The 26511-nt window shown below is 72.5% G+C and carries 29 protein-coding genes and 1 riboswitch; of the genes, 22 read left to right on the forward strand and 7 right to left on the reverse strand.

Features of this window, described 5'->3' with window-relative positions:
* Nucleotides 1-66: 66 nt before the first annotated feature.
* The 11 genes from secY to truA all read left to right on the forward strand — a co-directional run bounded on the left by secY (nucleotide 67) and on the right by truA (nucleotide 8475).
* Complete coding sequence (gene secY / locus AB0F58_RS08685) at nucleotides 67-1395, forward strand: preprotein translocase subunit SecY (protein ID WP_357139916.1); 1329 nt, start codon at nucleotides 67-69, stop codon at nucleotides 1393-1395.
* Complete coding sequence (locus AB0F58_RS08690) at nucleotides 1396-2049, forward strand: adenylate kinase (protein WP_357139919.1); 654 nt, start codon at nucleotides 1396-1398, stop codon at nucleotides 2047-2049.
* A gap of 110 nt (nucleotides 2050-2159) precedes the next feature.
* Nucleotides 2160-3011, forward strand: a complete 852-nt coding sequence (gene map, locus AB0F58_RS08695; RefSeq protein WP_357139921.1) for a type I methionyl aminopeptidase — start codon at nucleotides 2160-2162, stop codon at nucleotides 3009-3011.
* A gap of 702 nt (nucleotides 3012-3713) precedes the next feature.
* Nucleotides 3714-3935 (forward strand): translation initiation factor IF-1, encoded by a 222-nt coding sequence (gene infA, locus AB0F58_RS08700; protein WP_007073013.1) that lies wholly within the window; start codon nucleotides 3714-3716, stop codon nucleotides 3933-3935.
* A 97-nt stretch (nucleotides 3936-4032) separates the two neighbouring features.
* Nucleotides 4033-4146: a 50S ribosomal protein L36 gene (rpmJ, locus tag AB0F58_RS08705; RefSeq protein WP_088982067.1), complete on the forward strand. Its 114-nt coding sequence runs from the start codon at nucleotides 4033-4035 to the stop codon at nucleotides 4144-4146.
* A 264-nt stretch (nucleotides 4147-4410) separates the two neighbouring features.
* Entirely contained in the window at nucleotides 4411-4791 is a 381-nt protein-coding gene (gene rpsM, locus AB0F58_RS08710; protein ID WP_043965541.1) for a 30S ribosomal protein S13, read from the forward strand.
* 18 nt (nucleotides 4792-4809) lie between these two features.
* Nucleotides 4810-5217 carry a 30S ribosomal protein S11 gene (gene rpsK, locus AB0F58_RS08715; protein ID WP_030329919.1) on the forward strand — a complete coding sequence of 136 codons (408 nt, stop codon included), beginning with the start codon at nucleotides 4810-4812 and terminating at the stop codon, nucleotides 5215-5217.
* A 13-nt stretch (nucleotides 5218-5230) separates the two neighbouring features.
* Nucleotides 5231-5857 carry a 30S ribosomal protein S4 gene (rpsD, locus tag AB0F58_RS08720; protein WP_091451874.1) on the forward strand — a complete coding sequence of 209 codons (627 nt, stop codon included), beginning with the start codon at nucleotides 5231-5233 and terminating at the stop codon, nucleotides 5855-5857.
* A 101-nt stretch (nucleotides 5858-5958) separates the two neighbouring features.
* On the forward strand, nucleotides 5959-6981 hold the full coding sequence (locus tag AB0F58_RS08725; RefSeq protein WP_088982068.1) for a DNA-directed RNA polymerase subunit alpha: 1023 nt from the start codon (nucleotides 5959-5961) through the stop codon (nucleotides 6979-6981).
* A gap of 34 nt (nucleotides 6982-7015) precedes the next feature.
* A complete protein-coding gene (rplQ, locus tag AB0F58_RS08730; protein ID WP_357139925.1) occupies nucleotides 7016-7576 on the forward strand; it encodes a 50S ribosomal protein L17 in 561 nt (186 codons plus the stop codon).
* A 68-nt stretch (nucleotides 7577-7644) separates the two neighbouring features.
* Nucleotides 7645-8475 carry a tRNA pseudouridine(38-40) synthase TruA gene (gene truA / locus AB0F58_RS08735; protein WP_357140444.1) on the forward strand — a complete coding sequence of 277 codons (831 nt, stop codon included), beginning with the start codon at nucleotides 7645-7647 and terminating at the stop codon, nucleotides 8473-8475.
* A gap of 94 nt (nucleotides 8476-8569) precedes the next feature.
* Here truA and AB0F58_RS08740 read toward each other — a convergent pair whose 3' ends face one another.
* A complete protein-coding gene (locus tag AB0F58_RS08740) occupies nucleotides 8570-9709 on the reverse strand; it encodes a hypothetical protein (RefSeq protein WP_357139927.1) in 1140 nt (379 codons plus the stop codon).
* Nucleotides 9710-9832: 123 nt separating this feature from the next.
* Here AB0F58_RS08740 and AB0F58_RS08745 point away from each other — a divergent pair, with 123 nt between their 5' ends.
* The 3 genes from AB0F58_RS08745 (at nucleotide 9833) to AB0F58_RS08755 (ending at nucleotide 13205) form a co-directional block, all read left to right on the forward strand.
* Entirely contained in the window at nucleotides 9833-10438 is a 606-nt protein-coding gene (locus AB0F58_RS08745) for a methyltransferase (RefSeq protein WP_357139929.1), read from the forward strand.
* A gap of 41 nt (nucleotides 10439-10479) precedes the next feature.
* The gene (locus tag AB0F58_RS08750) at nucleotides 10480-12159 is read left to right on the forward strand and encodes an ATP-binding cassette domain-containing protein (protein WP_357139931.1); all 1680 of its coding nucleotides are present in this window, start codon (nucleotides 10480-10482) and stop codon (nucleotides 12157-12159) included.
* A gap of 101 nt (nucleotides 12160-12260) precedes the next feature.
* On the forward strand, nucleotides 12261-13205 hold the full coding sequence (locus AB0F58_RS08755) for an aldo/keto reductase (RefSeq protein WP_357140447.1): 945 nt from the start codon (nucleotides 12261-12263) through the stop codon (nucleotides 13203-13205).
* A gap of 142 nt (nucleotides 13206-13347) precedes the next feature.
* Here AB0F58_RS08755 and AB0F58_RS08760 read toward each other — a convergent pair whose 3' ends face one another.
* The gene (locus AB0F58_RS08760; RefSeq protein ID WP_357139933.1) at nucleotides 13348-14268 is read right to left on the reverse strand and encodes a DUF559 domain-containing protein; all 921 of its coding nucleotides are present in this window, start codon (nucleotides 14266-14268) and stop codon (nucleotides 13348-13350) included.
* A gap of 158 nt (nucleotides 14269-14426) precedes the next feature.
* A riboswitch (TPP riboswitch) is annotated at nucleotides 14427-14536 on the forward strand.
* Between AB0F58_RS08760 and AB0F58_RS08765 the strand changes: the two genes are divergently transcribed.
* From AB0F58_RS08765 to thiD, 6 genes are all read left to right on the forward strand, one after another.
* On the forward strand, nucleotides 14531-15160 hold the full coding sequence (locus tag AB0F58_RS08765) for a thiamine phosphate synthase (protein ID WP_357139936.1): 630 nt from the start codon (nucleotides 14531-14533) through the stop codon (nucleotides 15158-15160). It overlaps the preceding riboswitch by 6 nt.
* Nucleotides 15151-16284 (forward strand): glycine oxidase ThiO, encoded by a 1134-nt coding sequence (gene thiO / locus AB0F58_RS08770; protein ID WP_357139939.1) that lies wholly within the window; start codon nucleotides 15151-15153, stop codon nucleotides 16282-16284. Before AB0F58_RS08765 ends, thiO begins: the two co-directional genes overlap by 10 nt.
* A 53-nt stretch (nucleotides 16285-16337) precedes the next feature.
* A complete protein-coding gene (gene thiS, locus AB0F58_RS08775; RefSeq protein WP_357139941.1) occupies nucleotides 16338-16538 on the forward strand; it encodes a sulfur carrier protein ThiS in 201 nt (66 codons plus the stop codon).
* Nucleotides 16535-17311 (forward strand): thiazole synthase, encoded by a 777-nt coding sequence (locus tag AB0F58_RS08780; protein ID WP_357139943.1) that lies wholly within the window; start codon nucleotides 16535-16537, stop codon nucleotides 17309-17311. The genes thiS and AB0F58_RS08780 overlap by 4 nt, the downstream gene beginning before the upstream one ends.
* Nucleotides 17308-17994: a thiamine phosphate synthase gene (locus AB0F58_RS08785; protein WP_357139946.1), complete on the forward strand. Its 687-nt coding sequence runs from the start codon at nucleotides 17308-17310 to the stop codon at nucleotides 17992-17994. The genes AB0F58_RS08780 and AB0F58_RS08785 overlap by 4 nt, the downstream gene beginning before the upstream one ends.
* Nucleotides 17991-18776, forward strand: coding sequence for a bifunctional hydroxymethylpyrimidine kinase/phosphomethylpyrimidine kinase (thiD, locus tag AB0F58_RS08790; protein WP_357139947.1), 786 nt, complete (start codon nucleotides 17991-17993; stop codon nucleotides 18774-18776). The genes AB0F58_RS08785 and thiD overlap by 4 nt, the downstream gene beginning before the upstream one ends.
* A gap of 11 nt (nucleotides 18777-18787) precedes the next feature.
* On the opposite strand, the gene AB0F58_RS08795 is transcribed toward thiD, so the two are convergent.
* The 4 genes from AB0F58_RS08795 to AB0F58_RS08810 all read right to left on the reverse strand — a co-directional run bounded on the left by AB0F58_RS08795 (nucleotide 18788) and on the right by AB0F58_RS08810 (nucleotide 22743).
* Complete coding sequence (locus AB0F58_RS08795) at nucleotides 18788-20560, reverse strand: hypothetical protein (RefSeq protein ID WP_357139951.1); 1773 nt, start codon at nucleotides 20558-20560, stop codon at nucleotides 18788-18790.
* 159 nt (nucleotides 20561-20719) lie between these two features.
* Nucleotides 20720-21013, reverse strand: coding sequence for a cupin (locus AB0F58_RS08800; protein ID WP_357139953.1), 294 nt, complete (start codon nucleotides 21011-21013; stop codon nucleotides 20720-20722).
* Nucleotides 21010-21957 carry an LLM class F420-dependent oxidoreductase gene (locus tag AB0F58_RS08805; RefSeq protein ID WP_357139955.1) on the reverse strand — a complete coding sequence of 316 codons (948 nt, stop codon included), beginning with the start codon at nucleotides 21955-21957 and terminating at the stop codon, nucleotides 21010-21012. Before AB0F58_RS08805 ends, AB0F58_RS08800 begins: the two co-directional genes overlap by 4 nt.
* Nucleotides 21958-21960: 3 nt before the next feature.
* The gene (locus AB0F58_RS08810; RefSeq protein ID WP_357139957.1) at nucleotides 21961-22743 is read right to left on the reverse strand and encodes an ABC transporter ATP-binding protein; all 783 of its coding nucleotides are present in this window, start codon (nucleotides 22741-22743) and stop codon (nucleotides 21961-21963) included.
* Nucleotides 22744-23015: 272 nt separating this feature from the next.
* Here AB0F58_RS08810 and AB0F58_RS08815 point away from each other — a divergent pair, with 272 nt between their 5' ends.
* Complete coding sequence (locus AB0F58_RS08815) at nucleotides 23016-24047, forward strand: ABC transporter substrate-binding protein (protein ID WP_357139960.1); 1032 nt, start codon at nucleotides 23016-23018, stop codon at nucleotides 24045-24047.
* Between the two features lie 116 nt (nucleotides 24048-24163).
* Nucleotides 24164-25009: an ABC transporter permease gene (locus AB0F58_RS08820; protein ID WP_357139963.1), complete on the forward strand. Its 846-nt coding sequence runs from the start codon at nucleotides 24164-24166 to the stop codon at nucleotides 25007-25009.
* Between the two features lie 157 nt (nucleotides 25010-25166).
* Here AB0F58_RS08820 and AB0F58_RS08825 read toward each other — a convergent pair whose 3' ends face one another.
* A complete protein-coding gene (locus AB0F58_RS08825) occupies nucleotides 25167-26351 on the reverse strand; it encodes an ABC transporter substrate-binding protein (protein WP_357139966.1) in 1185 nt (394 codons plus the stop codon).
* Nucleotides 26352-26511 lie beyond the last annotated feature (160 nt).

The following is a 26511-nucleotide window of genomic DNA, read 5'->3' on the forward strand; positions in this document are numbered from 1 at the left end:
GACCGCCATCCCGCCCCGTCCCCGCCAGGGTTCCACCGGCGGCCCGCCTCGCGCAGGAGGAAGAAGTTGCTGTCCGCCTTTCTCAGTGCGTTCCGTACGCCTGACCTGCGCAAGAAGCTGCTGTTCACAGTCGGCATCATCGCGGTCTACCGGCTCGGCGCGACACTGCCCAGCCCGGGCGTCTCGTACGCGAACGTGCAGAAGTGCATCGACAGCATGGAGGGGGGGTCGAACGGGGTCTTCAACCTGCTCAACCTCTTCTCCGGTGGTGCGCTGCTGTCGCTCTCGGTCTTCGCGCTGGGCATCATGCCCTACATCACCGCGTCGATCATCCTGCAGCTGCTGACGGTGGTGATCCCCCGGCTGGAGCAGCTCCGCAAGGAGGGGCAGTCCGGCCAGGCGAAGATCACCCAGTACACCCGGTACCTGACCCTCGGTCTGGGTGTCCTGCAGGCGTCGGCCTTCGTCGCCCTGGCCCGCTCCGGCCAGCTCTTCAACAACCAGTGCGACCAGTTCCCGATCATCCCCCAGGGCACTGGCATCCCGGACTGGCTGACCCTGACCATCCTGGTCATGACCATGACCGCCGGTACCGGCATGGTGATGTGGCTCGGTGAGCTGATCACCGACCGGGGCGTCGGCAACGGCATGTCCGTCCTGATCTTCACCTCGATCGCCGCCCGGCTCCCCAGCGAGGGCTGGCAGATCAAGATCAGCAAGGGCTGGGACTGGTTCGCCCTCGTCATCGTGCTGGTCCTGCTGGTCATCACCGCGGTCGTCTTCATCGAGCAGGCTCAGCGCCGGATCCCGGTGCAGTACGCCAAGCGCATGATCGGCCGGCGGATGTACGGCGGCACCTCGACCTACATCCCGCTGAAGGTCAACCAGGCGGGTGTCATCCCGGTCATCTTCGGTTCGTCGCTGCTCTACCTGCCGCAGCTGGCGCTCCAGTTCTTCGACCAGAACGACCCGGGCAAGACCCAGGTGTGGATCCAGAACAACCTGGCCGACCCGACCAGCCCGATCTACATCACGGTGTACTTCCTGCTGATCATCTTCTTCACCTACTTCTACGTCTCGATCACGTTCAACCCGACCGAGGTCGCAGACAACATGAAGAAGTACGGCGGCTTCGTGCCGGGCATCCGCCCCGGCAAGCCGACCGCCGAGTACCTCGACTTCATCCTCAGCCGGATCACCCTGCCGGGCGCGCTCTACCTCGCGGCCATCTCGGTCCTGCCGAACTTCTTCTTCATCTGGCTGGACAGCCAGGCCTACGTGAACTTCCCGTTCGGCGGTACCGCGGTGCTGATCATGGTCGGTGTGGGCCTGGAGACCGTGAAGCAGATCGAGAGCCAACTCATGCAGCGGAACTACGAAGGGTTCCTGCGGTAGATGCGACTCGTTCTGGTTGGCCCGCCGGGCGCGGGTAAGGGCACACAGGCGGAGTTCATCGCCGCGCACCTGTCGGTTCCGAAGATCTCGACCGGAGACATCTTCCGGGCGAACGTCTCGCAGGGCACCCCGCTCGGGGTCGAGGCCAAGCGCTACATGGACGCCGGCAAGCTGGTCCCGGACGAAGTGACCATCAACATGGTCCGGGGCCGGCTCGCCGAGCCGGACGCCGCCGAGGGCTTCCTGCTCGACGGCTTCCCGCGGACGACGCCGCAGGCCGCTGCCCTGGACAAGCTCCTCGCCGACCTCGGCACCGCGCTCGAACTGGTGCTGGAGCTGGTCGTGGACGACGACGAGGTGATCCGGCGGCTCTCCGGCCGCCGGACCTGCCGGGGCTGCGGCAAGATCTGGCACGTCGAGTTCGACGCGACCACCCGGGAGGGCATCTGCGACCGCTGCGGCGCGGAGCTGTTCCAGCGCGACGACGACCGGCCCGAGACGATCGCGGCCCGACTGCGGGAGTACGCCGAGAAGACCGCTCCACTGGTCGACTACTACGGTGCCCAGGGCAAGCTGGTCGGGATCGACGCGACCGGACCGGTCGAGGACGTCACCGTCCGGGCGATCGACGCCCTGCGTTCCTACGGCGGCTGACGCCGCGCTCCCGCGACGGCCGGGGCCCTGCGTTTCGCGGCGGATAGAGTGCGAGGAGTACGAGCGCGTCCGTCGTGCCCCGCCTCCCGTTGACGAAAGGTAACCGCGCCATGCGCCGTCCCCAGCTGGACATCCAGCTGAAGACCCCCGAGCAGATCGACAAGATGCGCGCCGCCGGTCTGGTGGTCGCCGCCGCCCTGCACCAGATGCGCGAGGCGGTGGCACCCGGGGTCAGCACCGCCGACCTCGACGCGATCGCCGAGTCGGTGATCCGGGGCGCCGGCGGGGTCCCGTCGTTCAAGGGCTACCACGGCTTCCCCGCCTCGATCTGCGCCTCGGTCAACGAGCAGATCGTGCACGGCATCCCCTCGCCAGGGCAGGTCCTCCGGGAGGGCGACCTGATCTCGATCGACTGCGGGGCGGTCCTGGACGGCTGGCACGGCGACGCGGCGATCACCGTCGGCGTCGGTGCGGTCGATCCCGCACTGCTGCGGATGGCCGAGGTCGCCGAGGACGCGATGTGGGCGGGGATCGCCGCCGCTGCCCGGGGCGCGGCGAACGGCCGGGGTCGGCTGACCGACATCTCCCACGCGGTGGAGAAGGCGGTCCGCCGGGGCGGCCGGTACGGCATCGTCGACGGGTACGGCGGGCACGGCATCGGCACCGAGATGCACCAGGATCCGCACGTGCTCAACCACGGCCGTCCGGGGCGTGGCCCGCGTCTGGTCCCGGGGATCGCGCTCGCCATCGAACCCATGATCACGATGGGCTCGCCCCGTACCGCCGAACTCGCCGACGGCTGGACGGTGGTGACCCGGGACGGCTCGTTCGCCGCGCACGTCGAGCACTCCATGGCGCTGCTGGAGGACGGTGTCTGGGTGCTCACCGCCCCGGACGGCGGCCGGGCCCGCCTGGGCGACCTGGTGACCTCCCGCCAGCCCGCCGGCTCGCCCACGGTCTGACCGGCCCGCCCCGGCGGGTCGCACCGGTCAGGGCCGTCTCGTGCCGGCTGCCGGCGTCGCCCCCGATGCGCCCCTGCCGGCCCCGAACACCAGGAGGCCCTGCCGGGCCGTCGGACGTCCTGGTGGCGGACCTGCCGGTCAGCGGGCCGGCCGTACCGGCGGTGGCCCTGTCGGCGGTTCCGGCCGTGCCGTCCGGGGCCGACCCGGCGCTGGCTGCTCGCGACGTGGGAGCCGTGGCTGACGGTCGTCGCCCTGGTGACGGCGGTCTGGGGAACCACCGCGCTCCTGACCGGGGAGACGTCCTCCTTCTGGCCCGGCTGGGTGGCCACGGCCCGTGGGGCGCGGTGCACCTGGTCCGGACGATCAGCGGCCCGGCCCACGGGGAGCCGGCACGCGGGGCGGCGAAACAGGAGCAGCGTCGCCCGGAGCGTGCGGCCCGGAGACGCCCGGACGGCGGCGGCGACGAGGCCTGATCAGTACCCGCTTGTCCTGATTTCGAGTGACCGGGGTGGCCGGTTTGGCGTGTGCAGGTCAGCGAGCGTACACTTTCAGATCGGCGCACAGCGTCCACTCCGGCATGCCCATCCTGCGCTTCGGTGGGAGTCGGAGCCGCGGCTGGCTCGAACCGTCCGATGACCATCGGGAGTTCGTGTAAGACGTTGTGGGCCGTCCGGAGTAACCGACGTCAGGACAGCGGAGGACATGCCGAAAAAAGACGGAGCCATCGAGATCGAGGGTCGAGTCATCGAGCCCCTGCCGAACGCCATGTTCCGGGTGGAGCTCGCGAACGGTCACAAGGTGCTGGCTCACATCAGCGGCAAGATGCGGCAGCACTACATCCGCATCCTGCCGGAGGACCGGGTCGTCGTCGAACTCTCGCCGTACGATCTGACCCGCGGGCGCATCGTCTACCGCTACAAGTAACCACGCCTGACGGCGGCCGGGTAGTCCCCGTGTCCGTCTTCGACGTCCGGCGTCGCGCTCCGTCGCGTCCCCGGGCCAGATGGGAAGTAAGGCAACCGTGAAGGTCAAGCCGAGCGTCAAGAGGATCTGCAACAAGTGCCGGGTCATCCGTCGGCACGGCCGGGTCATGATCATCTGCTCCGACCCGCGCCACAAGCAGCGCCAGGGCTGAACCAGGGCTGACCGACCGTCCGACGGTCGGTCGAACCGGTTCGGGCCGCGGATCCTGACACCACAGCACCAGCTCGTCCCAGCCGCGAGCGGTACGCATCGCGTACTCACCCGTGGCTGACCCCCGGTCGGAGGCCGGGGCCCGTTCGGGCAACGACCGCCCGGTGGCGACGCGTCACGACGTGTCCGGCCGGAAGAAGCGGTCGGAACGGGGTGGGGCGGGCACAGACCTCCGCCAGAACACCACAAGGGAGTACGCCCGCACATGGCACGTCTAGTCGGCGTCGACCTCCCCCGCGAGAAGCGGATGGAGATCGCGCTCACCTACATCTTCGGCGTGGGCCGCACCCGCGCCCTGGAGACGCTCGCCGCCACCGGCATCTCGCCGGACAAGCGCGCTCGGGACCTCACGGACGAGGAGCTGGTCCAGCTCCGCGACCACATCGAGGGGAACTACAAGGTAGAAGGCGACCTGCGCCGCGAGGTCGCCGCTGACATCCGCCGCAAGGTCGAGATCGGCTGCTACGCCGGCATCCGGCACCGCCGGGGCCTGCCCGTGCGCGGGCAGCGGACCAGGACCAACGCGCGGACCCGGAAGGGCCCGAAGCGGACCGTCGCCGGCAAGAAGAAGCCCGGCAAGAAGTAACTAGGAGCGCACAGACTTATGCCACCGAAGGCTCGTGCCGGAGCCGCCGTCAAGAAGGTCCGGCGCAAGGAACGCAAGAACGTCGCCCACGGGCAGGCGCACATCAAGAGCACCTTCAACAACACGATCGTGTCCATCACGGACCCGACCGGTGCGGTCATCTCCTGGGCCTCCGCCGGTCAGGTCGGCTTCAAGGGCTCGCGCAAGTCGACCCCGTTCGCCGCGCAGCTGGCCGCCGAGGCCGCCGCGCGCCGGGCGATGGAGCACGGCATGCGCAAGGTCGACGTCTTCGTGAAGGGTCCCGGCTCCGGCCGGGAGACCGCCATCCGTTCGCTGCAGGCCGTCGGGCTGGAGGTCGGCCAGATCGCCGACGTCACCCCGCAGCCGCACAACGGATGCCGTCCGCCGAAGCGTCGCCGGGTCTGAGAGGTAGAGAGAGATGGCTCGTTACACCGGTGCTGACTGCCGCCGTTGCCGGCGGGAGAAGATGAAGCTGTTCCTCAAGGGCAGCAAGTGCGATGGCCCGAAGTGCCCGTTCGAGTCGCGGCCGTTCCCGCCCGGACAGCACGGTCGGGGTCGCACCAAGGAGACCGAGTACCTGCTCCAGCTCCGCGAGAAGCAGAAGGCCCGCCGCGTGTACGGCGTGCTGGAGAAGCAGTTCCGCGGGTACTACGAGGAGGCCGTGGCCAAGCAGGCGAAGACCGGTGAGGTCCTCCTGCAGATCCTCGAGTCGCGGCTGGACAACGTGGTCTACCGGGCCGGCTACGCCAAGTCCCGGGACATGGCCCGGCAGCTGGTCAAGCACGGCCACTTCACGGTGAACGGCAAGAAGGTCGACATCCCGTCGTTCCGCGTGAAGGAGCACGACATCATCGAGGTCCGGGGCAAGAGCAAGGAGCTCACCCCGTTCATCGTGGCGCAGGCCGAGGCCGGCTCGAAGACGGTGCCGGCCTGGCTCGAGGCCATCCCCAGCCAGATGAAGATCCTGGTGCACTCGCTCCCGGCCCGGCAGGTCATCGACACGCAGGTCCAGGAGCAGCTGATCGTCGAGCTCTACTCGAAGTAGTCGGAGTTCGTTGCGGTGGTCCGTCCCCTCCGGGGGACGGACCACCGGAACAGTTTGTCGTGGGCGTCATATGGCGGGCGCCCCGGAAGAGAAGAGAAGACATGCTCATCAGCCAGCGACCGACCCTCTCCGAAGAGTCGATCAACGAGACCCGGTCCCGGTTCACCATCGAGCCGCTGGAGCCGGGCTTCGGCTACACCCTGGGCAACTCGCTGCGGCGTACGCTGCTGTCGTCCATCCCGGGTGCGGCGGTGACCTCGATCAAGATCGACGGCGTGCTGCACGAGTTCACCACGATCCCCGGTGTCAAGGAGGACGTGGTCGAGCTCGTCATGAACATCAAGGAGCTCTGCGTCAGCTCCGAGCACGACGAGCCGGTCAGCATGTACCTGCGCAAGCAGGGTCCGGGCGACGTGACCGCGGGCGACATCCAGCCCCCGGCCGGCGTCTCGGTGCACAACCCGGAGCTGAAGCTCGCCACCCTCAACGGCAAGGGCCGGCTCGACATGGAGCTGACCGTCGAGCGGGGTCGCGGCTACGTCACGGCGGCGCAGAACAAGCAGGCCGGCGCGGAGATCGGCCGGATCCCGGTCGACTCGATCTACTCGCCGGTCCTCAAGGTCACCTACCGCGTCGAGGCGACCCGGGTCGAGCAGCGGACCGACTTCGACCGGCTGATCATCGACGTCGAGACCAAGCCGTCGATGGGCCCGCGTACCGCGCTGGCCTCCGCCGGTTCGACGCTGGTGGAACTCTTCGGGCTGGCCCGGGAGCTGGACGAGACCGCCGAGGGCATCGACATCGGGCCGTCCCCGCAGGACGCCCAGCTCGCGGCGGACCTGGCCCTGCCGATCGAGGAGCTGGACCTCACCGTCCGCTCCTACAACTGCCTGAAGCGCGAGGGCATCAACACCGTTGGTGAGCTGATCGGGCGCACCGAGGCCGACCTCCTCGACATCCGCAATTTCGGTCAGAAGTCGATCGACGAGGTCAAGATGAAGCTCGCCGGGATGGGGCTGGGCCTGAAGGACTCGGCGCCCAACTTCGACCCGGCACACGTCGTGGACACCTTCGGCGAGGCTGACTACGACACCGACGACTACCGCGAGACCGAGCAGCTGTAACCGCGGCTGAGCATCTAAACGAGGAGCACCAACCATGCCCACGCCCACCAAGGGCCCCCGCCTCGGCGGCAGCCCCGCGCACGAGCGGCTGATGCTGGCCAACCTGGCCACCGCGCTGTTCCAGCACGGCAAGATCCAGACCACCGAGACGAAGGCCCGGCGGCTGCGTCCGTTGGCCGAGCAGCTCATCACCAAGGCCAAGCGCGGTGACCTGGCCTCGCGGCGGCGGGTGCTGGGTGTCGTCAAGGACAAGGACGTGGTCTACGCCCTGTTCGACCAGATCGCGCCCCGGTACGCCAACCGCAACGGTGGCTACACCCGGATCGTGAAGACCGGTCCGCGTAAGGGTGACGCCGCGCCGATGGCGATCATCGAGCTGGTCGAGGCGCTCCAGGTCGCCGAGTCCAAGGCGAACCGGAAGACCGCCGCCCGCAAGGCCGCGCAGCAGGACAAGGTCGAGGCGCTCGCCCCGGCCGACGAGGCTCCGCAGTCCAAGAGCGACGACCAGGACGCCGAGGCGCCGGTGTCGGCGTCCGGCGACACCGCCGCCGCCCGCGAGGACAGCGACGAGGCCGGCGAGAACGACAAGGCCTGAGCATGAGGCCACCATCGGGCCCGGCACCCTTCGGGGTGCCGGGCCCGATGCATGACGCGGAGGTACGAGTGGAGGAGCGGATCCGGCTTCGGCTGGACGTCGCGTACGACGGCACCGGTTTCTCCGGGTGGGCCGCGCAACCGGAGCGGCGGACGGTGGCCGGGGTGCTCACCGCGACCCTGGACCTGGTCCTCGGCGCGGGCACCGCGACCGGGCTGACGGTGGCCGGCCGCACCGACGCCGGGGTGCACGCCTCCGGGCAGGTGTGCCACCTCGACCTGCCCGCCGAGGTGTGGCGGGCCCACGAGGGCGCGCTGCTGCGCCGCCTGGCCCGGCTGCTCCCGCCGGACGTGCGGGTCCGGGCGCTGACCGAGGTGCCGGCCGACTTCGACGCCCGCTTCTCGGCCACCTTCCGGCGCTACGAGTACCGGGTGACCGACGCGCCGTGGGGTGCGGAGCCGCTGCGTCGGCACGAGGTGCTGGCCTGGCCCCGTCCGCTGGACCCGGCCGCGTTGAACGCCGCCGCGGCCGGGCTGGTGGGGGAGCACGACTTCGCCGCGTACTGCCGGCGCAAGGAGAACGCCACCACGCTGCGCGAGGTGACCCGGCTGGACTGGCGGCGGGATCCGGACGGCCTGCTGGTCGCCACCGTGCAGGCGGACGCGTTCTGCCAGGCGATGGTGCGCAGCCTGGTCGGGGCGATGCTGGTCGCCGGAGACGGCCGACGGCCGACCGGCTGGCCCGCGAGCCTGCTCACCCGGCGGGAACGGTCGAGCGAGGTGACCGTGGCTCCGGCGCACGGGCTGACCCTGGTCGCGGTCGGCTACCCCGAGGATCCGGTGGAGTACGCCCGCCGGGCCGACCTCACCCGTCGCCTGCGGGTACCGAGCACGTCCTGACGCCGCCGCCGGGCACCGGTGGGGTCGGGGCAGGTCCGCCCGGCGCTCACCGTGGGGCCCGTCCGCCCGGCCCCGCCGTGGTCGGTCGGGCGGCTCAGTCGTCGTCGGAGCCGGACGAGTTCGTTCGGTCGTTGTCGGTCGACCGTGGGTCGGGCTGGAGCAGGTCGCCGTCGGCCCGGCGTTCCAGCACCCCCTTGTCCAGGTGGAGCTGGGTCATGTCGTGGAGCACCTGCTTGGCCTTCGGGTCGCTCGCCTCGACCGGCTGACCGTCCGCCCGGACCACCAGGCTGTAGGTGACGTAGTGGCCGCGCACCTGCCAGGCGACCCGGGCCGCGGCGGTCGCCAGCACCTCGGTCCGGCTGTCGGCCTCCAGGGCCAGGAAGCGGCCCCGGCGCTGCTGGAGGATCTCCCGGACCCGTTCCCGGACCCGCTCGGCGGTGGCCCGGTCGGGGAGGTTGAACAGCCCGGCGGTGGCCAGGTAGGCGCCGTCCGGTGACCGGACGGTGCCCCGGACGACCTGGCTGCAGCCGAGCTGGACCAGCAGGTCGCCGAGATCCTCGCTGGCCGCCACCGCACAGCTCGCGCTGGACTGGGTCTTGAGGACCTCGTACGGCGACCGGCTGTCGCCGACGACCAGCCGCTGACGCGGGAAGACCTCCTTCGCGGTCAGCGGCAGCGGGTCGGTGTCGCGCGAGTCCAGGTCGGTCCGGACCGGGTCCTCGGTGCGCGCCGCGCCGGGCTGGGCGGTCGGCGGACTCTGCGGGACCGGCGTGGATTCCCGTTCGAGCAGCACGGCGGCGGTGCCGAGGCCACAGATGGCCAGCAGGACGAGGACCGCCGCGCCGCCCACCACCGCCTGCCAGAGCCGGCCACCCATCCGGTTGACGGTCACGGTCGGGTGCACCACGGCGGACGCCGGGACCGCCTGGGGGACTGCCAGCGGCGGGGCGGGTGACTCGGGCCCGGCGGCGTACGGTGCGTCCGCCTCCGGGCCGATGGGTTGCGGGCTGGTCGGGGCGGTCTCCTCGGGCACCGGCGTGCCCCGTGGCAGCACCGGAACGACGGCCTGGACCGGCTCGGCAGCCGCCCGAGGGGGCGGGGGCAGGTCCGGCGTCGGGAAGCGGGAGGGTGAGGGGCCGGCGGAGGCGCGTCGTACGCCGGTCGCCGACGGTTCAGCTCCGGAGTGCGGAAGCCGCTGCAATGCGTCCTCATCGGACTCGTACCGGTACACCATGGCCATAGGGTAGGGGCATTACTCCTTTAGTGGAGTAAAACGGGAAATTAGCCCTCTGTCCCTCGCTCCCGACATCCGACCCGTCGGTGCCGGCACCCCGGCGGCGTAGGCGAGAATGCCGACGTGACCGGCGACCACTACTTCAGTTCCCGCCCCGCGAGTCCGTCCCCGCCCCGGCAGGTCGAGTTCTCCGTCGCCGGGCGCGACTACCACCTGGAATCCGCCGGCGGCGTCTTTTCCGCCGCCCGCCTCGACCCGGGCACCGCCGTCCTGCTGCGCAAGGCGGAACTGCCCGCGCCGGAGACCGCCGGGGCGCTGCTCGACCTCGGCTGCGGGTTCGGCCCGATCGCCTGCGTCCTCGCCACCCACGCCCCGGCGGCGACGGTCTGGGCGGTCGACGTCAACGAGCGCGCCCGGGACCTCACCACCGGCAACGCCGCCCGGGTCGGCGCCGCCGGCCGGGTGCGGGTGGCCGCGCCGGACGACGTACCCGACGGGGTCGCCTTCACCCAGCTCTGGTCCAACCCGCCGATCCGGGTCGGCAAGGAGGAACTGCACACCCTGCTGCGACGCTGGCTGCCCCGGCTCGCCCCGGACGGGGTCGCCTGGCTCGTGGTCGCCCGGCACCTCGGCGGCGACTCGCTGCACGGCTGGCTCACCGAACAGGGTTGGCAGGTCGTTCGGCACGCCAGCCAGAAGGGCTACCGGGTGCTCCGCGTCACCCGGTAATTGGATGTCCCCGGCCGGTGCCGCTCGGGCAGGATGCCCGGGTGGGATACGTGGACGTGGCCGGGGTGGCGCACACCCTGCCGGACGGTCGGGAACTCTTCGCCGACGTGTCGTTCCGGGTCGGCGAGGGGGCCAAGGTCGCCCTGGTCGGACCGAACGGTGCGGGCAAGACGACCCTGCTGCGGATGGTCGCCGGGGACCTGCCGGTCGCCGTCGGTGGCGTTGCCCGTTCCGGTGGGCTCGGCGTGATGCGCCAGTTCATCGGCATGATCGGTGACGACTCCACCCTCGCCGACCTGGCCCTCGGCCTGGCCCCACCCGCGCTGCGCGTCGCCGGGCGCCGGCTGGTCGAGACCGAGGCGGCGATGCGGACCGCCGAGGTGCGCGGCAAGTACAGCACCGCCGCCGGCAAGGCCCAGCTCGCCTACGCGGACGCGCTGGCCACCTGGGGCGAGGCCGGCGGCTACGACGCCGAGGTGCTCTTCGACACCGTCGCCACCATCGTGCTCGACCTGCCCTGGGACACCGCGCGGGACCGTCCGGTGCGGACGCTCTCCGGCGGCCAGCAGAAGCGCTTCGCCCTGGAACTGCTGCTGCGCGGCCCGGACGAGGTGCTCCTGCTCGACGAGCCGGACAACTTCCTCGACGTGCCCGGCAAGCGGTGGCTGGAGGCGCGGCTGCGCGAGTCCACCAAGTCCGTGCTCTACGTCTCGCACGACCGGGAGCTGCTGGCCCAGACCGCCGACCGGGTGGTCGCGGTGGAGGGCGGTAGCGCCTGGGTGCACCCGGGCAGCTTCGCGACCTGGTACGACGCCCGGGTGGCTCGGCACGCCCGCCTCGACGAGCTGCGCCGCCGCTGGGACGAGGAACACCAGAAGCTGCGCGAGCTGATGCTGATGTACAAGCAGAAGGCCGCGTACAACGACGGGCTGGCATCCCGCTACCAGGCCGCGCAGACCCGGTTGCGCAAGTTCGAGGAGGCCGGGCCGCCGCCCGTACCCCCGAAGGACCAGGACATCCGGATGCGCCTGACCGGCGGACGGACCGGCAAGCGGGCGGTCATCTGCGAGCAGGTGGAGCTGGACGGCCTGACCTACCCCTTCGACCTGGAGATCTGGTACGGCGACCGGGTGGCGGTGCTCGGCGCGAACGGCACCGGCAAGTCGCACTTCTTGCGGCTGCTGGCCCGGGGTGGTACCGACCCGGACCCGGCGAACGGCCCGGTCGACGGGGCCGCCGCGCTCGCCCCGGTGAGCCACGGCGGGCTGGTCCGGCTCGGCGCGCGGGTCCGGCCGGGACACTTCTCGCAGACTCACGACCGCCCCGAGTTGATGGCGAAGACCCTCGTGGAGATCCTCTGGCGGGGTGACGAGCACCGGGCCGGCATGGACCGGCACACCGCGATGGCCGCCCTCGGCCGGTACGAGTTGGCCGGTCAGGGTGACCAGCGGTTCGGCACCCTCTCCGGCGGACAGCAGGCCCGGTTCCTGGTGCTGCTGCTGGAACTCTCCGGGGCGACCCTGCTGCTGCTCGACGAGCCCACCGACAACCTCGACCTGGCCAGCGCCGAGGCCCTCGAAGAGGGGCTGAAGGCGTTCTCCGGCACGGTGGTCGCGGTCACCCACGACCGCTGGTTCACCCGCTCCTTCGACCGCTTCGTCCTCTTCGCCGGTGACGGCGAGGTCCGCGAGACCCCCGAACCGGTCTGGGACGTCGGCTGAGTCCCGGGCCGCCGGGGTGGTAGCGGGGGAGCCCTGTCACCGCTTTCGCGTAGCAGGGGACCCCGGCCACATCGCGGCATAGAGTTGATCTCGTGACTGAGATGACCTTCCGCCGGCTGGGCGACTCGGGGCTCGTGGTGTCCGTCGTCGGTGTCGGCTGCAACAACTTCGGCCGCAAGCTCGACCTGGCCGGGACCCGCGCGGTGGTGGACGCCGCCCTCGACGCCGGTATCAACTTCTTCGACACGGCCGACATCTACGGGCAGCCGCAGGGCGGCTCGGAGGAACTGCTCGGCGCGGCCCTGCGCGGACGGCGCGACGACGTGGTGCTGGCCACCAAGTTCGGCATGGACATGCACGGCATGAACGGTCCGGACCACGGTGCGCGGGGCGCCCGCCGGTACGTCGTCCGGGCGGTCGAGGCGTCACTGCGCCGGCTCGGTACCGACCACATCGACCTCTACCAGATGCACGAGCCCGACCCGGGCACGCCCGTCGAGGAGACCCTCGCCGCCCTGGACGACCTGGTCCGCGCCGGCAAGGTCCGCTACCTGGGCAACTCCAACTTCGCCGGCTGGCAGATCGCCGACGCCGACTGGACCGCCCGGACCGCCGGCACGACCCGGTTCGTCAGCGCCCAGAACCACTACAGCCTGCTGGAACGCTCGGTGGAGACCGAGGTGGTGCCGGCGTGCGAGCGGTTCGGGCTCGGACTGCTGCCGTTCTTCCCGCTCGCCGACGGCCTGCTCACCGGCAAGTACCGGCGCGGGGAGCAGCCTCCGCAGGGCAGCCGGCTCTCCGGGGGCGGCCGGTACGCCCAGCGGTTCGCCACCGCCGACTGGGACACCATCGAGGCCATCGGGGCGTACGCCGACCAGCGGGGACTCACCATGCTCCAGGTGGCCATCGGAGGGCTGGCCGCCCAGCCGGCGGTCACCTCGGTGATCGCCGGGGCCACCACGCCGGAACAGGTACGGGCCAACGCCGTAGCCGGCGCCTGGCACCCGGACGACGACGACCTGGCCGCCCTGCGCGCGCTGCTCTGACCACTGGGCACCCGCCGCACCGCCCGGACCCTGACCGGGCGGTGCGGCGCCCGGTGCACGGGTGACCGCTGCGCCGGCAGCCGTCCGCCGGTAACGGCCTGCCCGGGAGTCTCCTCACGCCCGGCGGGCCACGGTGGTCGGTTCAGACCAGACCGTTGACCCGGTGCGCGGGTCGCCCCCGCAGTGCGGCCGTCACCATCCGGACCGTCCGGTTGGGGTGGCGGAGCACGTCGTCGGAGGTGAAGCGGAGCACCCGCCAGCCCGCCGCGCGCAGCGCGTGGAACCGGTTCGCCTCCCGACGGAGCAGCGCCGGGTCACGGGGCGGGCCGGGTTCGTACTCCAGCGCGACCCGGCGGGTGGGGTAGGCGAGGTCCACCCGGCCGACGAACTGGCCCACCGTGTCACGCACGTCGTGCCGGACGGCCGGGGCGGGCAGTCCGGCGTCGATCAGGAGCAGGCGCAGCCGGGTCTCCATCGGGGAACCGGCGAGCGGGTCGGCCAGGGAGAGCACCTCGCGCAGCAGCGGCAGGCCGGGCCAGCCGGCGCGACGGGCCGCGAACCCCCGCAGGGCGGGCAGGTCCACCACCCGGTGATGCAGCAGCGCGTCGACGGCGACCACCGCCTCCGTGCGGGGCGGCCGGCGACCGAGGTCGAAGGCCGTCCGGAGGGCGGTGGTGACCGGCAGGCCGGTGTGGACGGTCAGGTCGGCCTCGGCGAGGACCGAGCGGGTGACGGACACCCGGGCGTGTGGACGCATCCGGGCCGAGCGGGGCAGCACGACGGTGACCGGCGCGTCCGGCGGCAGCAGCCCGGCGCCCCACAGGTACGCCGCGCTCAGCCCGGCGATCGCGGCGCCGGCCGGGAGCACCAGCGCCACGGCCTGACACCAGATGCGATGGTCGTCGGGGCGGTGGGCCGCCCGGTGTACGTAGACGTCGGGCAGCAGCCGTTGCCAGGCGCGCCCGCGCAACATCGTCCAGGTGAGAAGGCCGTCGGCCACGGCAGTGCTGCCGCGGAACGGCCGGGATTCGAGACCGGGCGGAACCTGGGGGAGGCGCGGCATCAGGACAGCATGCCGTGACCGGACGGTCACGCGCTGCCCCCAAACGGCGATTGTGAGATTCTCTCCACTGTTGTCGTGGCAGGGAAACCGCCTCGACCTGCGGAAAAACGACGCGGCGGCCTTGGCGGATTTCGCGATTCGTCGTACCGTGTGGCACGCAAACAACCCACGGGAGCCCGGTGGACCGGGCTGAGAGGGGGGCTGGAAGCCCCCGACCGTCGAACCTGATCCGGGTAATGCCGGCGCAGGGAGGAGAACTGCCGTGCCGTCCCTGGGACGACTGCATCTTGTCACCGACACCCGCCCGGGGCGTGACCCGCTCACCGTGGTCCGGGCCGCGCTCGGCGTCGCCGGTCCCGACCTCGTGGTGCAGGTCCGGGTCGAGGACTCCGCCACCGACCGCGAGGCGTACGACCTGACCTGCCGGATCCTCGACCTGTGCGCGCCGGTCGGCGCGACGTGCCTGGTCAACGACCGGTTGCACGTGGCGCTCGCGGCCGGCGCGGCGGGCGGACACGTCGGCGCGGACGATCTGCCGGTCGACGCGGCCCGCCGGGTGCTCGGCCCGGACGCGGTGCTCGGTGCGACCGCCCGGGACCCGGTCGCCGCCGCGCGGGCGGTCGCCGCCGGGGCCGGCTACCTCGGCGTCGGCCCCTGCCACGCGACCACCACGAAGAAGGGCCTGCCGGCACCGATCGGCCCGGACGGGGTACGCGCGGTGGCCGGGGCGGTGCCGGTGCCGGTGATCGCCATCGGTGGGGTGACCGCGGCGGCGGTGCCGGTGCTGCGGGCCGCCGGCGCGTACGGAGTGGCGGTGGTCGGGGCGCTCTCCGCCGCCGCCGACCCGGCCCGCGCGACCGCCGACCTGCTCGGAGCCCTGCGGTGCGGGTAGCAGGGGTTTCCTCCGCCTCGAGAAGCGGTGACCGGGGACCGCAGGTGGCGGTGGTGGGTGGCGGGGTGGTGGGGTGGGCGATCGCCTGGCGCTGTGCCGTCCGGGGACTGTCGGTGACCGTGCACGACCCGGCACCCGGGTCGGGGGCGTCCACGGTGGCCGCCGGGATGCTCGCTCCGGTCGCCGAGGCGTCCTTCGGGGAGACCGCGCTGACCGGGCTGCTGGTCGCGTCCGCCGCCCGCTGGCCGGCGTTCGCCGCCGAGCTGACGGCTGCCAGCGGCACCGACCTCGGGTACCGCACCGAGGGCACCCTGATCGTCGGGCTCACCGGCGACGACCTGACCGAGGTGCGCCGGCTCGGGGCGTACCAGCAGGGGTTGGGCCTGCCGGTCACGCTGTTGCGCCCGAGCGGGCTGCGGGACCGCGAGCCGGCGCTCGCCCCCCGGGTGCGCGGCGGTGCGTTCGCCGCCGGTGACCACCAGGTCGACCCGCGCCGCCTGCTGCCGGCCCTGCGTACCGCCGCCGAGCGGGCCGGCGCCGCGTTGGTCACCGAGCCGGTCGGCCGGCTGGGCGACCTGACCGCGCCGGCCGTCGTGGTCGCCGCCGGCTGCGGCACCGCCGCGCTCACCGGCCTGCCGGTCCGGCCGGTGAAGGGGCAGATCCTCCGGCTGCGCGCGCCCGGGGGCGGCCCGCCGGGCTTCCGGCACGTCGTCCGGGGGTACGCCGACGGCGAACCGGTCTACGTCGTGCCCCGGTCCGACGGGGAGGTGGTGGTCGGGGCGACCGTCGAGGAGCGGGCGGACCCGACGGTGACCGCAGGGGCGGTACTGCGACTGCTCCGTGCCGCCGTCGGCCTCCTTCCGGAGCTGGCCGAGTACGACCTGGTCGAGACGACCGCCGGGTTCCGCCCCGGCACTCCGGACAACGCCCCGGTCATCGGGGTGCTCCCCGGCCGGCCCGGGGTGCTCGTCGCGGCGGGCCACCACCGGCACGGCATCGTGCTCGCCCCGGTCACCGCCGACCTGGTCGCCGACCTGCTCGTCACCGGCATCCCCGACGCGCTGCTCGCCCCCTTCGCCCCGGACCGGTTCGACCCGCCCGTCGGGTCGGTGACCGGCCCATGACCCCCGAACGGATGTCCCGCACGGGCCCGTGCTCCCCGACGGAAGGACGACAGGTGGAACTGACGGTCAACGGTGTCGGGCGGAGCCTGCCCGACACGGCGACGGTGGCGGATCTGGTCGGCGCGGTCACCGCCGACCGGCGCGGGGTGGCGGTCGCGGTGAACGGCGAGGTGGTGCCGAGGAGCGGCTGGCCGGCCGCGACGCTGCGTGACGGCGACCGGGTCGAGGTGCTCGGCGCGGCGCAGGGCGGGTGAGCACGGTGACCTTCGCCCTCGGCGGTACGACGTTCACCTCCCGGCTGATCCTCGGCACCGGCGGTGCGGCCAACCTGCACGTGCTGGAACGGGCGGTCCGCGCCTCCGGCACCGAGCTGGTCACCCTGGCGCTGCGCCGGGTCGACCCGACCGGCGGGCACGGCGGACTGCTGGAGCTGCTCGACCGGTGCGGGGTGCGGCTGCTGCCCAACACCGCCGGCTGCTACACCGCCCGGGAGGCGGTGAAGGTCGCCCACCTGGCCCGGGACGCGTTCGACACCGACTGGGTCAAGCTGGAGGTGGTCGGCGACGAGCGGACCCTCCTGCCCGACGGGGTGGAGCTGCTGCGCGCCGCCGAAGAACTCGTCGACGACGGGTTCGTCGTCCTGCCGTACACCTCGGACGACCCGGTACTGGCCCGACGGCTGGTCGACGTGGGCTGCGCGGCGGTGATGCCGGCCGGCGCGCCGATCGGCTCCGGCCTGGGCGTCACGAACCAGCACCACATCCGGCTGATCCGGCAGGAGGTGGACGTGCCGGTGATCCTGGACGCCGGCATCGGCACCGCCAGTGACGCGGCGCTGGCCATGGAACTCGGCTGTGACGCGGTGCTGCTGGCCAGCGCGGTCACCCGGGCCGCGGACCCGGCGGCGATGGCCACCGCGATGCGGCACGCCGTCGAGGCCGGGCGGCTCGCGTACCGGGCCGGCCGGATCCCGCGCCGGTTTCACGCCCTGGCCTCCACCCCCGACGAAGGACGGCCGGAGCTGTGACGGCGCGGACGCTCCGGGCCGACCTCCCCGCCGGCATCGTCGCGTTGACCGATCGGCGGACGGCCCGGCGGCCACTGCCGGAGGTCGTGGCGGCGGCGGTGGCCGGGGGAGTGCGCTGGGTGGTGCTGCGGGAGAGGGACCTGCCCCGCGCCGAACGGGTCGCCCTCGCCGCCGAGTTGCGGGCGATCCTGGCCGGGGTGGCCGGCACCCTGGTCGTCGCCGGCCCCGATCCGCTGGACGGGGACGCCGTCCACCTGCCCGCCGTCGGCCCGTACCCGCCGCCGGTGCTGCCGCTCGTCGGCCGGTCCTGTCACGACGTGACCGAGCTGGGTCGGATCACCACCGAGGACTACGTCACCTGCTCGCCCGTCTACCCGACCCGGACCAAACCCGGCCACGGTCCACCCCTGTACCCGGACGGGCTGGTCGACCTGATCCGGGCCAGCCCGGTGCCGGTCCTCGCCCTCGGCGGCGTGGAGACTCCCGACCAGGTGCGCGCCTGTGTCGCGGCGGGAGCCGTCGGCGTGGCGGTGCTCGGTGCCCTCATGCGGGCCGCCGACCCCGAAACGGTCGCGGCGACGCTCACGGCGGCCCACCGGGCTGCTGGCCCGGTCGGTCACCGGGCGGCCCGACCGGCGTCAGCCGAACAGCAGGCGGTCACCCCGGCCGGAGGCGAGCGGTGACGCCGACGACCGTGCTCACCGTCGCCGGCTCCGACTCCGGTGGCGGCGCGGGCATCCAGGCCGACCTGAAGGTCTTCGCCGCCCTCGGCGCGTACGGCACCAGCGTGGTCACCGCCGTGACCGCCCAGAACACCCGGGGCGTGGACGCGGTCCTGCCGCTGCCCCCGGCCACGGTCACCGACCAGCTCGACAGTGTGCTCGGCGACTTCCGGGTCCGGGCGGTCAAGACCGGCATGCTCGGCACCCCGGCGGTCGCCGACGCGGTGGCCGTGGCCGCCCGAGCGGGACGACTGCCCAACCTGGTCGTCGACCCGGTGCTCGTCGCCACCAGCGGACACCGGCTCGGTGTGATCGGGGCGGTCGAGCGGCTGCTGCCGTACGCGCTGGTGGTGACGCCGAACCGCGCGGAGGCCGAGGCCCTCACCGGAGCCCCGGTGACCACGGTCGGGGAGATGGTCACCGCCGCCGGGGCGCTCGCGGCCGGCGGCCCGGCGTACGTGGTGGTCACCGGCGGCGACGTGGACGCCGACGGCGAGGCGGTCGACGTGCTGGTCGGCGCCGGCACGACCACCGTGCTGCGCGCACCCCGGGTGGACACCCGGCACAACCACGGCACCGGCTGTTCGTTCTCGGCGGCGATCGCCGTGCGGCTGGCGGCGGGCGACCCGGTGCCGACGGCGGTGGCGACCGCGAAGGAGTACGTCACCCGTGGGCTGATCGGCGCGCGGGGCTGGGAACTGGGCGCGGGTCGTGGCCCGTTGGACCACTTCGGCTGGTCCTGACGACCGACCGGTCAGTCGCGCTGGTGCCGTCCGGTGGAGCGGAGGGTGCGCCGCTCGTCCGGGTCCGAGGCGTTGGTGGTGTCCGGCATCGGCTGGCCCAGTTGGGCGACCCAGTCGACGTACTCCTCGTCGTGCGGGAGCAGCGCCTCCTCCCGTGCCCGGCCGCCGGCGCCCTTCGTCCGGTCACCGTCGACCGCGTCGGCCCGGGACCGCTCGCGCCGGAGCAGGCCCCGCAACCTACGGAGCCCCCCGGCGGTCCGGACGTCGTCCTGCGCACCGGCCGGCGGTCCGGTCACGTCGGCCGTCGCGTCGCCGTCCGCCGCCGGTCCCGGGTGGGGCGACGTGGCGGTCGTCCCGCCGGTGGCGGCCGGTGCGTCGTCGTGGCTCGTCGAACCGCGCTGCCAGCGTCCCGGCAGCTCACGGCCGGTGGGTACCGGTTCCGGACCGGTACCGTCGGCGGGGGCCCGTTCCCGCATCGCGGCGTCGACCGGCCGGGCCGGGGCGGGGCGGGACCAGTCCAGGCTCCCGGTGGACACCGTCTCCGCCGTGCCGGGCAGAACCGGCCAGTCGCCCGTGCCGGACCGGCTCGTGTCGGCACCGGCGGCCCGGGGCACGTGCCACGGCAGCCGCCCGATCGGCTGGGGACCGGTGCCGAAGGACTCCCGGGCGGTGTCGTCCCCGGCCGTCCCGGAGGTCGGGTGTCCCGGCGCACCGGAACCGTCGCCGGTCGGGTCGGCGGCCGGGACGTCGTTCGGGGCGGGGACCGGGTCGTCGGACGGTGGGGCGGGTGACGGCACGGGTGGCAGTCCGGTGCCGGGCGGTAGGGGACGCAGGATCTCGGTCGGCGTGATGACGCCGCTCCGGCTCCGGGTCCGGGACAGCCGGGGCAGCAGGCCGTGCCCGTCCCGCGACAGCCGGGGCAGCAGGCCGGCGACGTCCAGCGGTGGATACCGCAGCATGGTGGCCGCGGTCGCGCCGAGCGCTCCGGTCAGCACCGCGAGCAGGGCGGCGACGTAGGGCGTGGACTGGTAGCCGTCGTCGCCGCGCCCCGACCCGGCGAGCAGGTAGGCGACCGCGACCAGCAGCGGGGCCGCCACCCCGCTGGCCCCACCGGGCAGCGGAGGCTGGCCGTGCCGGCGGGCCACCCCGGCCACCGCCGCCCCGACCAGCAGGGCCAGTCCGGGCAGGAGCAGCATGGCCAGGCGTTCGGCCGAATCCGGCGCGAGCCAGGCCGGGTCCAGCGCGCCGAGGCGTACGGTCGGCAGCGGATCGGCCGCCCCGAGCGACGGGACGACCGACAGCAGCGCGAGGAGCCAGATCGCGGCGGTGGACGCGGCGACGTTCCAGGCCACCGGGGCGTAGTGGAGCACGGCGACCGCGGCGACCGTTCCGGCCAGTGCGCCGAAGAGGGCGCTGACCGCGACGGCCAGCACCGGGTCCACCGAGGCCACCTGCGCGTTGCGGGCCGGCAGCATGCACAGTGGCGCGACGACCGTCGCGCCGAGCGTGGCGGCCACGGCGAGGGTGACCCGTACGACGGCGGTGACCGGGCGGTCGTCCCGGCGGGCGTACCGCTCGGCGAGCACCGCACCGGTCACGGTGGCGCCGACCGCGAACCAGGCCACCCAGACGAGCTGCGCGGGCCAGTGCCCGGAGACGTCGGTGAAGGACCGGTTGAACCGGAGGATGCCGAGACCGTACGCGATGCCGAGCTGGCCTGCCCCGGCCAGCGCGCTCACCCCGAGCGCCACCAGCAGAGCTCTGCCCCAGGTCCGTATGGCCATGTGCGCACGGTACGGCCCGTGGACCCCGCTCGCCACCAAAACCGGACATGACGCGGCAGGCGAGCCGTCCGGGACGCATGGCCGGGAGCGGGTACTCGGGTAGTCCCCCGAGAACTACCTCCGTATGCCGGAGGCGGTTACTCAAACCCCCGGCGGTGGTTACTTCAGTTCGACCAGCCGCGCGAGGTACGTGGTGTCGCCGACGTTGGTGAGCATGTGGACGGCACCCGGGTCCCGGTAGACCACGCCGCCGGTCGGCTCGTCCGCGTCGATCCGCGTCCCGTCGACGGTCTGGATGACGTTCTTCGCCCCCTGCACCGCGATGACCAGGTACGGGTGGTCGTGCCGGTGCAGCGGCTGCTGCTCGCCCGGTTCGAGGCGGATGTGCCAGACCCGGACCTTGTCGTTCTCCAGGACGATCTCCTGGCCCACGGGGGCGAGTTCCGTGCTCATCTGTTCTCCAGTTGGGGTAGCACCTCGGCGGCGATCAGTTCGAGGTGGTCCAGGTCGTCGAGTTCGGTCAGGCGCAGGTGGACGCGGGTGGTGCCGACCGCGGCGAACTCGCCGAGCCGGTCGACGAGCTGGGCGGGCGAACCGATCACCGGGTCCTCCGGCGGCAGCGCGCTCTTGACGTGCAGCGGCGTCGCCCGGCGTCGGACCTCGGCGTCGGTGCGCCCGATCGCCACCACGATCCCGGCGGAGAACACCAGCGGGGCGCGTCCCGAGGCGTCCCGGCCGTGCCGGTCGCACGCCTCGCGCACCCGTTCGTACGCCGTCGCGGTCTCCGCCACGCTCTTGAACGGCATGTTGAACTCGTCGGCGTACCGGGCGGCCAGTTCGGGCGTGCGCTTCGGCCCCTTGCCACCGACGATGACCGGTGGGCCGGGCACCTGCGTCGGCTTGGGCAGGGCCGGGGCGTCCACCAGCCGGTAGTGCACGCCGTCGTGGTGGTACGTCTCACCGGCCGGGGTACGCCAGAGACCGGTGATCACCTCCAGTTGCTCGGCGAGCCGGTCGAAGCGCTCCACCACCGGCGGGAAGGGGATGCCGTACGAGGCGTGCTCGCGTTCGTACCAGCCGGCGCCGATGCCCAGCTCGACCCGGCCGCCGCTCATCTGGTCGACCTGCGCGACCATCACGGCCAGCGGCCCAGGCAGCCGGAACGTGGCCGAACTGACCAGCGTGCCCAGCCGGATCCGGGAGGTCTCCCGGGACAGCGCGGCCAGCGTCAGCCAGGCGTCGGTCGGGCCGGGCAGGCCGGACTCGGCCCCCATCGACTGGTAGTGGTCGGCCCGGAAGAACCCCTCGAAGCCGGCCTCCTCCACCCGGCGGGCGAACCGGAGCTGGTCGTCGTAGGTGGCACCCCGGTGCGGTTCGACGAAGACACACACCCGCACCGGTCATCGCCCCCTGGTCCCGGCCGGGGCCGGTTCCCGTTCCATCAACAGTTCGTGCAGGTCGGCGCTGACCCGGGCCACGTCGGCCAGGTGCGCGTTGCGGCCCAGGCTGCGCGGCCGGGGGATGTCGACGTCGACCACCTTGCGGATCCGGCCGGGCCGGGGACTGAGCACGACCACCCGGTCGGCGAGGAGCACCGCCTCGTCGATGGAGTGGGTGACGAAGACGATGGTGGCCTGGTTCTGCATGTGCACCCGCTGCAACTCGACCGAGAGTTCCTCGCGGGTGAGCGCGTCGAGCGCGGAGAACGGCTCGTCCATCAGCAGCACCCGCGGCTCGGCGATCAGCGAGCGGCAGAGCGAGACCCGCTGCTGCATACCGCCGGAGAGTTCGTGCGGCAACCGCTTCTCGAAGCCGGCCAGGCCGGCGACCTCCAGCAGGTCACGCGCCCGTTGCCGGTGCTTGGACCGGCGCCAGCCGAAGACCTCCACCGGGAGCAGGACGTTGTCCAGCACGTTGCGCCAGGGCAGCAGCGCCGGGCGTTGGAACAGCATCGCGATGTCCTGCCGGGGCCGGGTGATCGGCGTGCCGCCCACCTCGACCTGCCCGGCGGTGACCGGGAGCAGCCCGGCGATCAGTCGGAGCAGAGTGGACTTGCCGCAGCCGGACCGCCCGAGCACGGCGACGAACTCGCCCTCGGCAACGTTCAGGTCGATGCCGCGCAGGGCCTCGACCTCTCCGGAGCGACCGGTGAAGGTGCGCGACACCCCCGACAGTCGTATCATCCGGCGTTCTCCCATCCACGGTGTTCGCGAGCGACGCAAGGTTAACGGCATTACGTCGGGTTGACACCGTCCAGGGTGGACAACAATCTGTTGTCGTTCCGTAACCGGATCCACCTAGTGTCGCCGCGGTGACTCTCTCGTACGCTGTGCCGGCGAAGAGTCCCCCCGCGACGGTGACGCCGGTCCCCACCCCCCCTCACCACGGCGTCATCGGGTTCGACAACTCCTCCGGTGGCACCGCTGCCGGTCTGGAAAGGACATGGTGCTCAACAATGAGAAGGTTGACCCGCACTGTCGCCGCAGCCGCGTTGGCCGCGGCTCTGGCTCTGGTCTCCGCTTGCAGTAGTGACTCCGACTCCGGCTCCGGCAGTGGCGACGGCGCTTCAATGCGTAAGGTGACGTATCTCACCTCATTCGGTAACTTCGGCCGGGATTCCTACGCGTGGGTGGCGAAGGAGAAGGGCTTCTTCAAGGAGGCCGGCTTCGACGTCGACATCAAGCCGGGCCAGGGCACCGGTGGCGTGATCCAGACGATCGTCGGTGGGAAGGCGGACTTCGGTCCGATCGACCTGACCGGCGGCATCCTCCAGCTCGGCGGCGGGGACGACCGGCCCAAGGACTTCGTCGCCGTCGCCGCCATCCAGCAGCGCACCATGGCCGCCATCGTCACCACGGCGGACAAGGGCATCGCCTCCCCGAAGGACCTGGAGGGCAAGACCCTCGCCGACACCCCGGTCTCCGTGGTCCGCAACCTCTTCCCGACCTACGCCAAGCTCGCCGGCATCGACAACAGCAAGGTGAGGTGGGTCAACGGCGAGGCGCAGACCCTGATGGCGACGCTCGCCTCCGGTCGGGTCGACGGTATCGGCCAGTTCGTCGTGGGTGCGCCCACGGTTCGGGCGGTGGCCAAGAAGGAGCCGGTCATGCTCCCGTACAGCAACGTGATGACCGACCTCTACGGCAACGCGCTGATCACCTCCAAGAAGCTCGCCAAGGAGGAGCCGGAGATGGTGAAGCGCTTCACCGGCGCGCTGCTCAAGGGCCTGGAGTACAGCCTGGCCAACCCGAAGGAGGCCGGCGAGATCCTGAAGAAGAACGTTTCCGATGCCAACCCGGTGTCCGCCGCCGCGGAGCTGGAGCTGATGGCCGGCTACGTCCGGTCCAGCAACTCGGGTACCGCCATCGGCGCGCTGGACAGCGGCCGGGTCGCCAAGAGCATCGCGATCCTCCAGGGCGCCGGGGCGCTCAAGCAGAACATCACCCCGGAGCAGGTCGTCGACTTCAACCTCGCGCCGAAGGCCTGACCGAACACCCGGGGGTGTGTTCCGCCGTGACCGGCGGAGCGCACCCCCGCTCGTGCTCCGGCCGCCGGGACGGCCCGGGAGACCTCCGCCCGACGGCCGAGGAGAAGGAAGAAGACATGACGGAGTTGCAGGAGCGGGCCGCCGAGCCCGCGACAAGGAAGCCGGCCCCGACCCGGTCGGCGTCCCGCCACCTCGGACCCGGGTCGGCGGCCATCGGTCTGCCGTTGCTCGGCGTGCTCGTCGCGCTGGCCGTGTGGTGGCTGGTCACCTCGGTGTTCCACCTCATCCACCCGGCCTCGCTACCCCCGCCGGAGGACGTCTTCCGGGCCCTGGTCGAGAGCCGGGCGGTGCTGCTGGAGGCGGCCGGGGCGACCACCCTGTCCACGGTCGTCGGCTTCCTGCTGTCGACGGTGGCCGGTGTCCTGATCGGCCTGGCGCTGGCCGCCTCCCGGCGGGTGGAGCGGATGTTCTCACCGCTGCTGGTGGCGATCAACGCGGTCCCGAAGATCGCGCTCGGGCCGCTGCTGGTGGTCTCCCTCGGCTGGGGGCAGAAGCCGATCCTCACCATGGTGTTCCTGCTCTGCTTCTTCCCGATCGTGCTCTCCACCGCGACCGGGTTGACCACCACGCCCGCCGAGTTCGCCGAACTGGCCCGATCCCTGAACGCCTCCTGGTGGCAGGCGTTCCGCAAGGTGCGCTTCCCGGCGGCGCTGCCGCAGATCTTCGTCGGGCTCAAGGTGGCCATGCCGCTGGCCGCGATCGGCGCGGTGATCGGGGAGTTCCAGGCCGGCGAGGCCGGCCTGGGCTACCAGATCCTCCAGTTCAACGGGGTGGGGGCGTACTCCACCTCGTGGGCGGCGATCGTCCTGATCGCCGCGATGAGCATCCTGCTCTACTTCGCGCTGGTGGTGCTGGAACGGCTGGCCCTGCCGTGGGTCCGCGCCACCACGTCCAGCCGCTGAACCCCACCCGGTGCCCAACCGGGAACCACGTCGACCGGCAACCTTACGTCGACCGGGAACCGCTCAACTCACCAAAGGTGTGGCCCTGCCCCCGCCCGGCGCAGGGATCAAGCCTGACCGCCCGGAGCCGGGCGGGGGCAGGGCCACAACCCCCCGATCACCCGGCGAGCCGCCACCGGCCGCCCTGGGCGACCAGGGTGGTCAGGGCCTGGGGCATCAGCCCGGAGTGGTTGTCGGGGGTCATCCGGATCGGTCCGGAGAGGCCGTCCATCTGGGAGGTCTCGAGCACGTCGCGCAGGCCGTCCCGGTCGACCCGGCCCTGCTCGCCGCCGGCGCGCAGCTCGGCGTCCGCGATCAGCTGCACGGCGTCCGCGGCGAACGAGGAGAAGCCGTTGTACCCGCCGAAGCGGGCGGTGTAGTCCCGGAACCACTGCCGGCGGGCGGCCTTGGCCGGGGTGGTGGCGATGACGTCGTCGATCACCATGGTCTGGGTGAAGACCAGGGTGGCCTGTTCGGCCGAGCGGGCCGACGAACCGAGGAAGAGCTCGCCGGCGGCTGCCGCGTCCAGGAAGACCGCGCCCTTGAACTTCGCCTTCTGCGCCGCGGTCGTGGCCAGCATCGCCTGCTCGGACGGCGTCCAGAGCACCAGGGCGTCGGGCTTCTCCTCGGTCAGCGTCTCGACCGGTCCGGTGACGTCGGTGTCGGTGCTCTTGACCGGCCGGACGGCCGCCAGCTTGATCTTCGCCTTGGCGAACTCGTCCTGGAGGGCGGCGAGTCCCTCGCGTCCGTAGTCGTCGTCGCTGTGCAGCAGCGCCGCCTCCTTGACCCCGCGCCGGGTCAGCTCGGCGGTGAGGGCGTCGGCGCTGTCCTTGGCGTTCGGTGCCAGCTTGAACACGTACGAGCCCTGCTGGCCGGACGAGGACGTGATCGCCCCCGACGCGGCCAGCGCGATCGTCGGCACGCGCTTGTCGTTGATGGTGCGGACCGCGTTGACCGCACACTCGTTGCAACCGCCCATGATCACTGCGGTGACCGAGGCGTCGTTGCCGAAGTCGCCGATGTTGCGCTGCGACTCGGCGGCGTCGGAGCGGTTGTCCCTGACCTTGAGTTCGATCCGGCGTCCGCCCAGGGCGCCGGAGGCGTTCAACTGGTCGCGCTTGAGTTCCAGGGCGCGCTGGTACGCCTTGCCGGTGGCCGCCTGCGGGCCGGAGAGTTCGAGGTCGGCGCCGATGACGATGGGGCTGGTGTCCTGGGGTTCCTCGCCGAACTGGCAGCCGGTGAGCGTGATGGCCAGGACAGCCGATGCGAGCGCCGCGGTGGTCACGGAGCGGAAGGGGCTCAACTTGGTCCTCCAGAAGGCGGGTGGGCGGTGCCCGATCCCCGCTATATCCGTCCTCGGTGGAGAGACGGGTTGGGTCTGCCGTACGGTGTGCGCGAAGCCTGCAAAACCTTGCCAATGCCGAGGCCCCGTGGTCAAGCGCGGGTGCCCGGGGCGTTTCGGG

Source organism: Micromonospora sp. NPDC023956 (genome assembly GCF_040639195.1).
In the GTDB taxonomy this organism is placed as follows: Bacteria; Actinomycetota; Actinomycetes; order Mycobacteriales; family Micromonosporaceae; genus Micromonospora.

Coding starts and splice junctions, on each gene's coding strand:
- AB0F58_RS08725 (WP_088982068.1), top strand. CDS start 5,959: ATGCTCATCAGCCAGCGACCGACCCTCTCCGAAGAGTCGATCAACGAG.
- AB0F58_RS08740 (WP_357139927.1), bottom strand. CDS start 9,709: ATGGTGTACCGGTACGAGTCCGATGAGGACGCATTGCAGCGGCTTCCG.
- AB0F58_RS08810 (WP_357139957.1), bottom strand. CDS start 22,743: ATGATACGACTGTCGGGGGTGTCGCGCACCTTCACCGGTCGCTCCGGA.
- rpsM (WP_043965541.1), top strand. CDS start 4,411: ATGGCACGTCTAGTCGGCGTCGACCTCCCCCGCGAGAAGCGGATGGAG.
- AB0F58_RS08820 (WP_357139963.1), top strand. CDS start 24,164: ATGACGGAGTTGCAGGAGCGGGCCGCCGAGCCCGCGACAAGGAAGCCG.
- AB0F58_RS08815 (WP_357139960.1), top strand. CDS start 23,016: ATGAGAAGGTTGACCCGCACTGTCGCCGCAGCCGCGTTGGCCGCGGCT.
- infA (WP_007073013.1), top strand. CDS start 3,714: ATGCCGAAAAAAGACGGAGCCATCGAGATCGAGGGTCGAGTCATCGAG.
- AB0F58_RS08795 (WP_357139951.1), bottom strand. CDS start 20,560: ATGGCCATACGGACCTGGGGCAGAGCTCTGCTGGTGGCGCTCGGGGTG.
- map (WP_357139921.1), top strand. CDS start 2,160: ATGCGCCGTCCCCAGCTGGACATCCAGCTGAAGACCCCCGAGCAGATC.
- rplQ (WP_357139925.1), top strand. CDS start 7,016: ATGCCCACGCCCACCAAGGGCCCCCGCCTCGGCGGCAGCCCCGCGCAC.
- AB0F58_RS08760 (WP_357139933.1), bottom strand. CDS start 14,268: ATGCCGCGCCTCCCCCAGGTTCCGCCCGGTCTCGAATCCCGGCCGTTC.
- AB0F58_RS08690 (WP_357139919.1), top strand. CDS start 1,396: ATGCGACTCGTTCTGGTTGGCCCGCCGGGCGCGGGTAAGGGCACACAG.
- rpsD (WP_091451874.1), top strand. CDS start 5,231: ATGGCTCGTTACACCGGTGCTGACTGCCGCCGTTGCCGGCGGGAGAAG.
- AB0F58_RS08800 (WP_357139953.1), bottom strand. CDS start 21,013: ATGAGCACGGAACTCGCCCCCGTGGGCCAGGAGATCGTCCTGGAGAAC.
- AB0F58_RS08755 (WP_357140447.1), top strand. CDS start 12,261: ATGACCTTCCGCCGGCTGGGCGACTCGGGGCTCGTGGTGTCCGTCGTC.
- rpsK (WP_030329919.1), top strand. CDS start 4,810: ATGCCACCGAAGGCTCGTGCCGGAGCCGCCGTCAAGAAGGTCCGGCGC.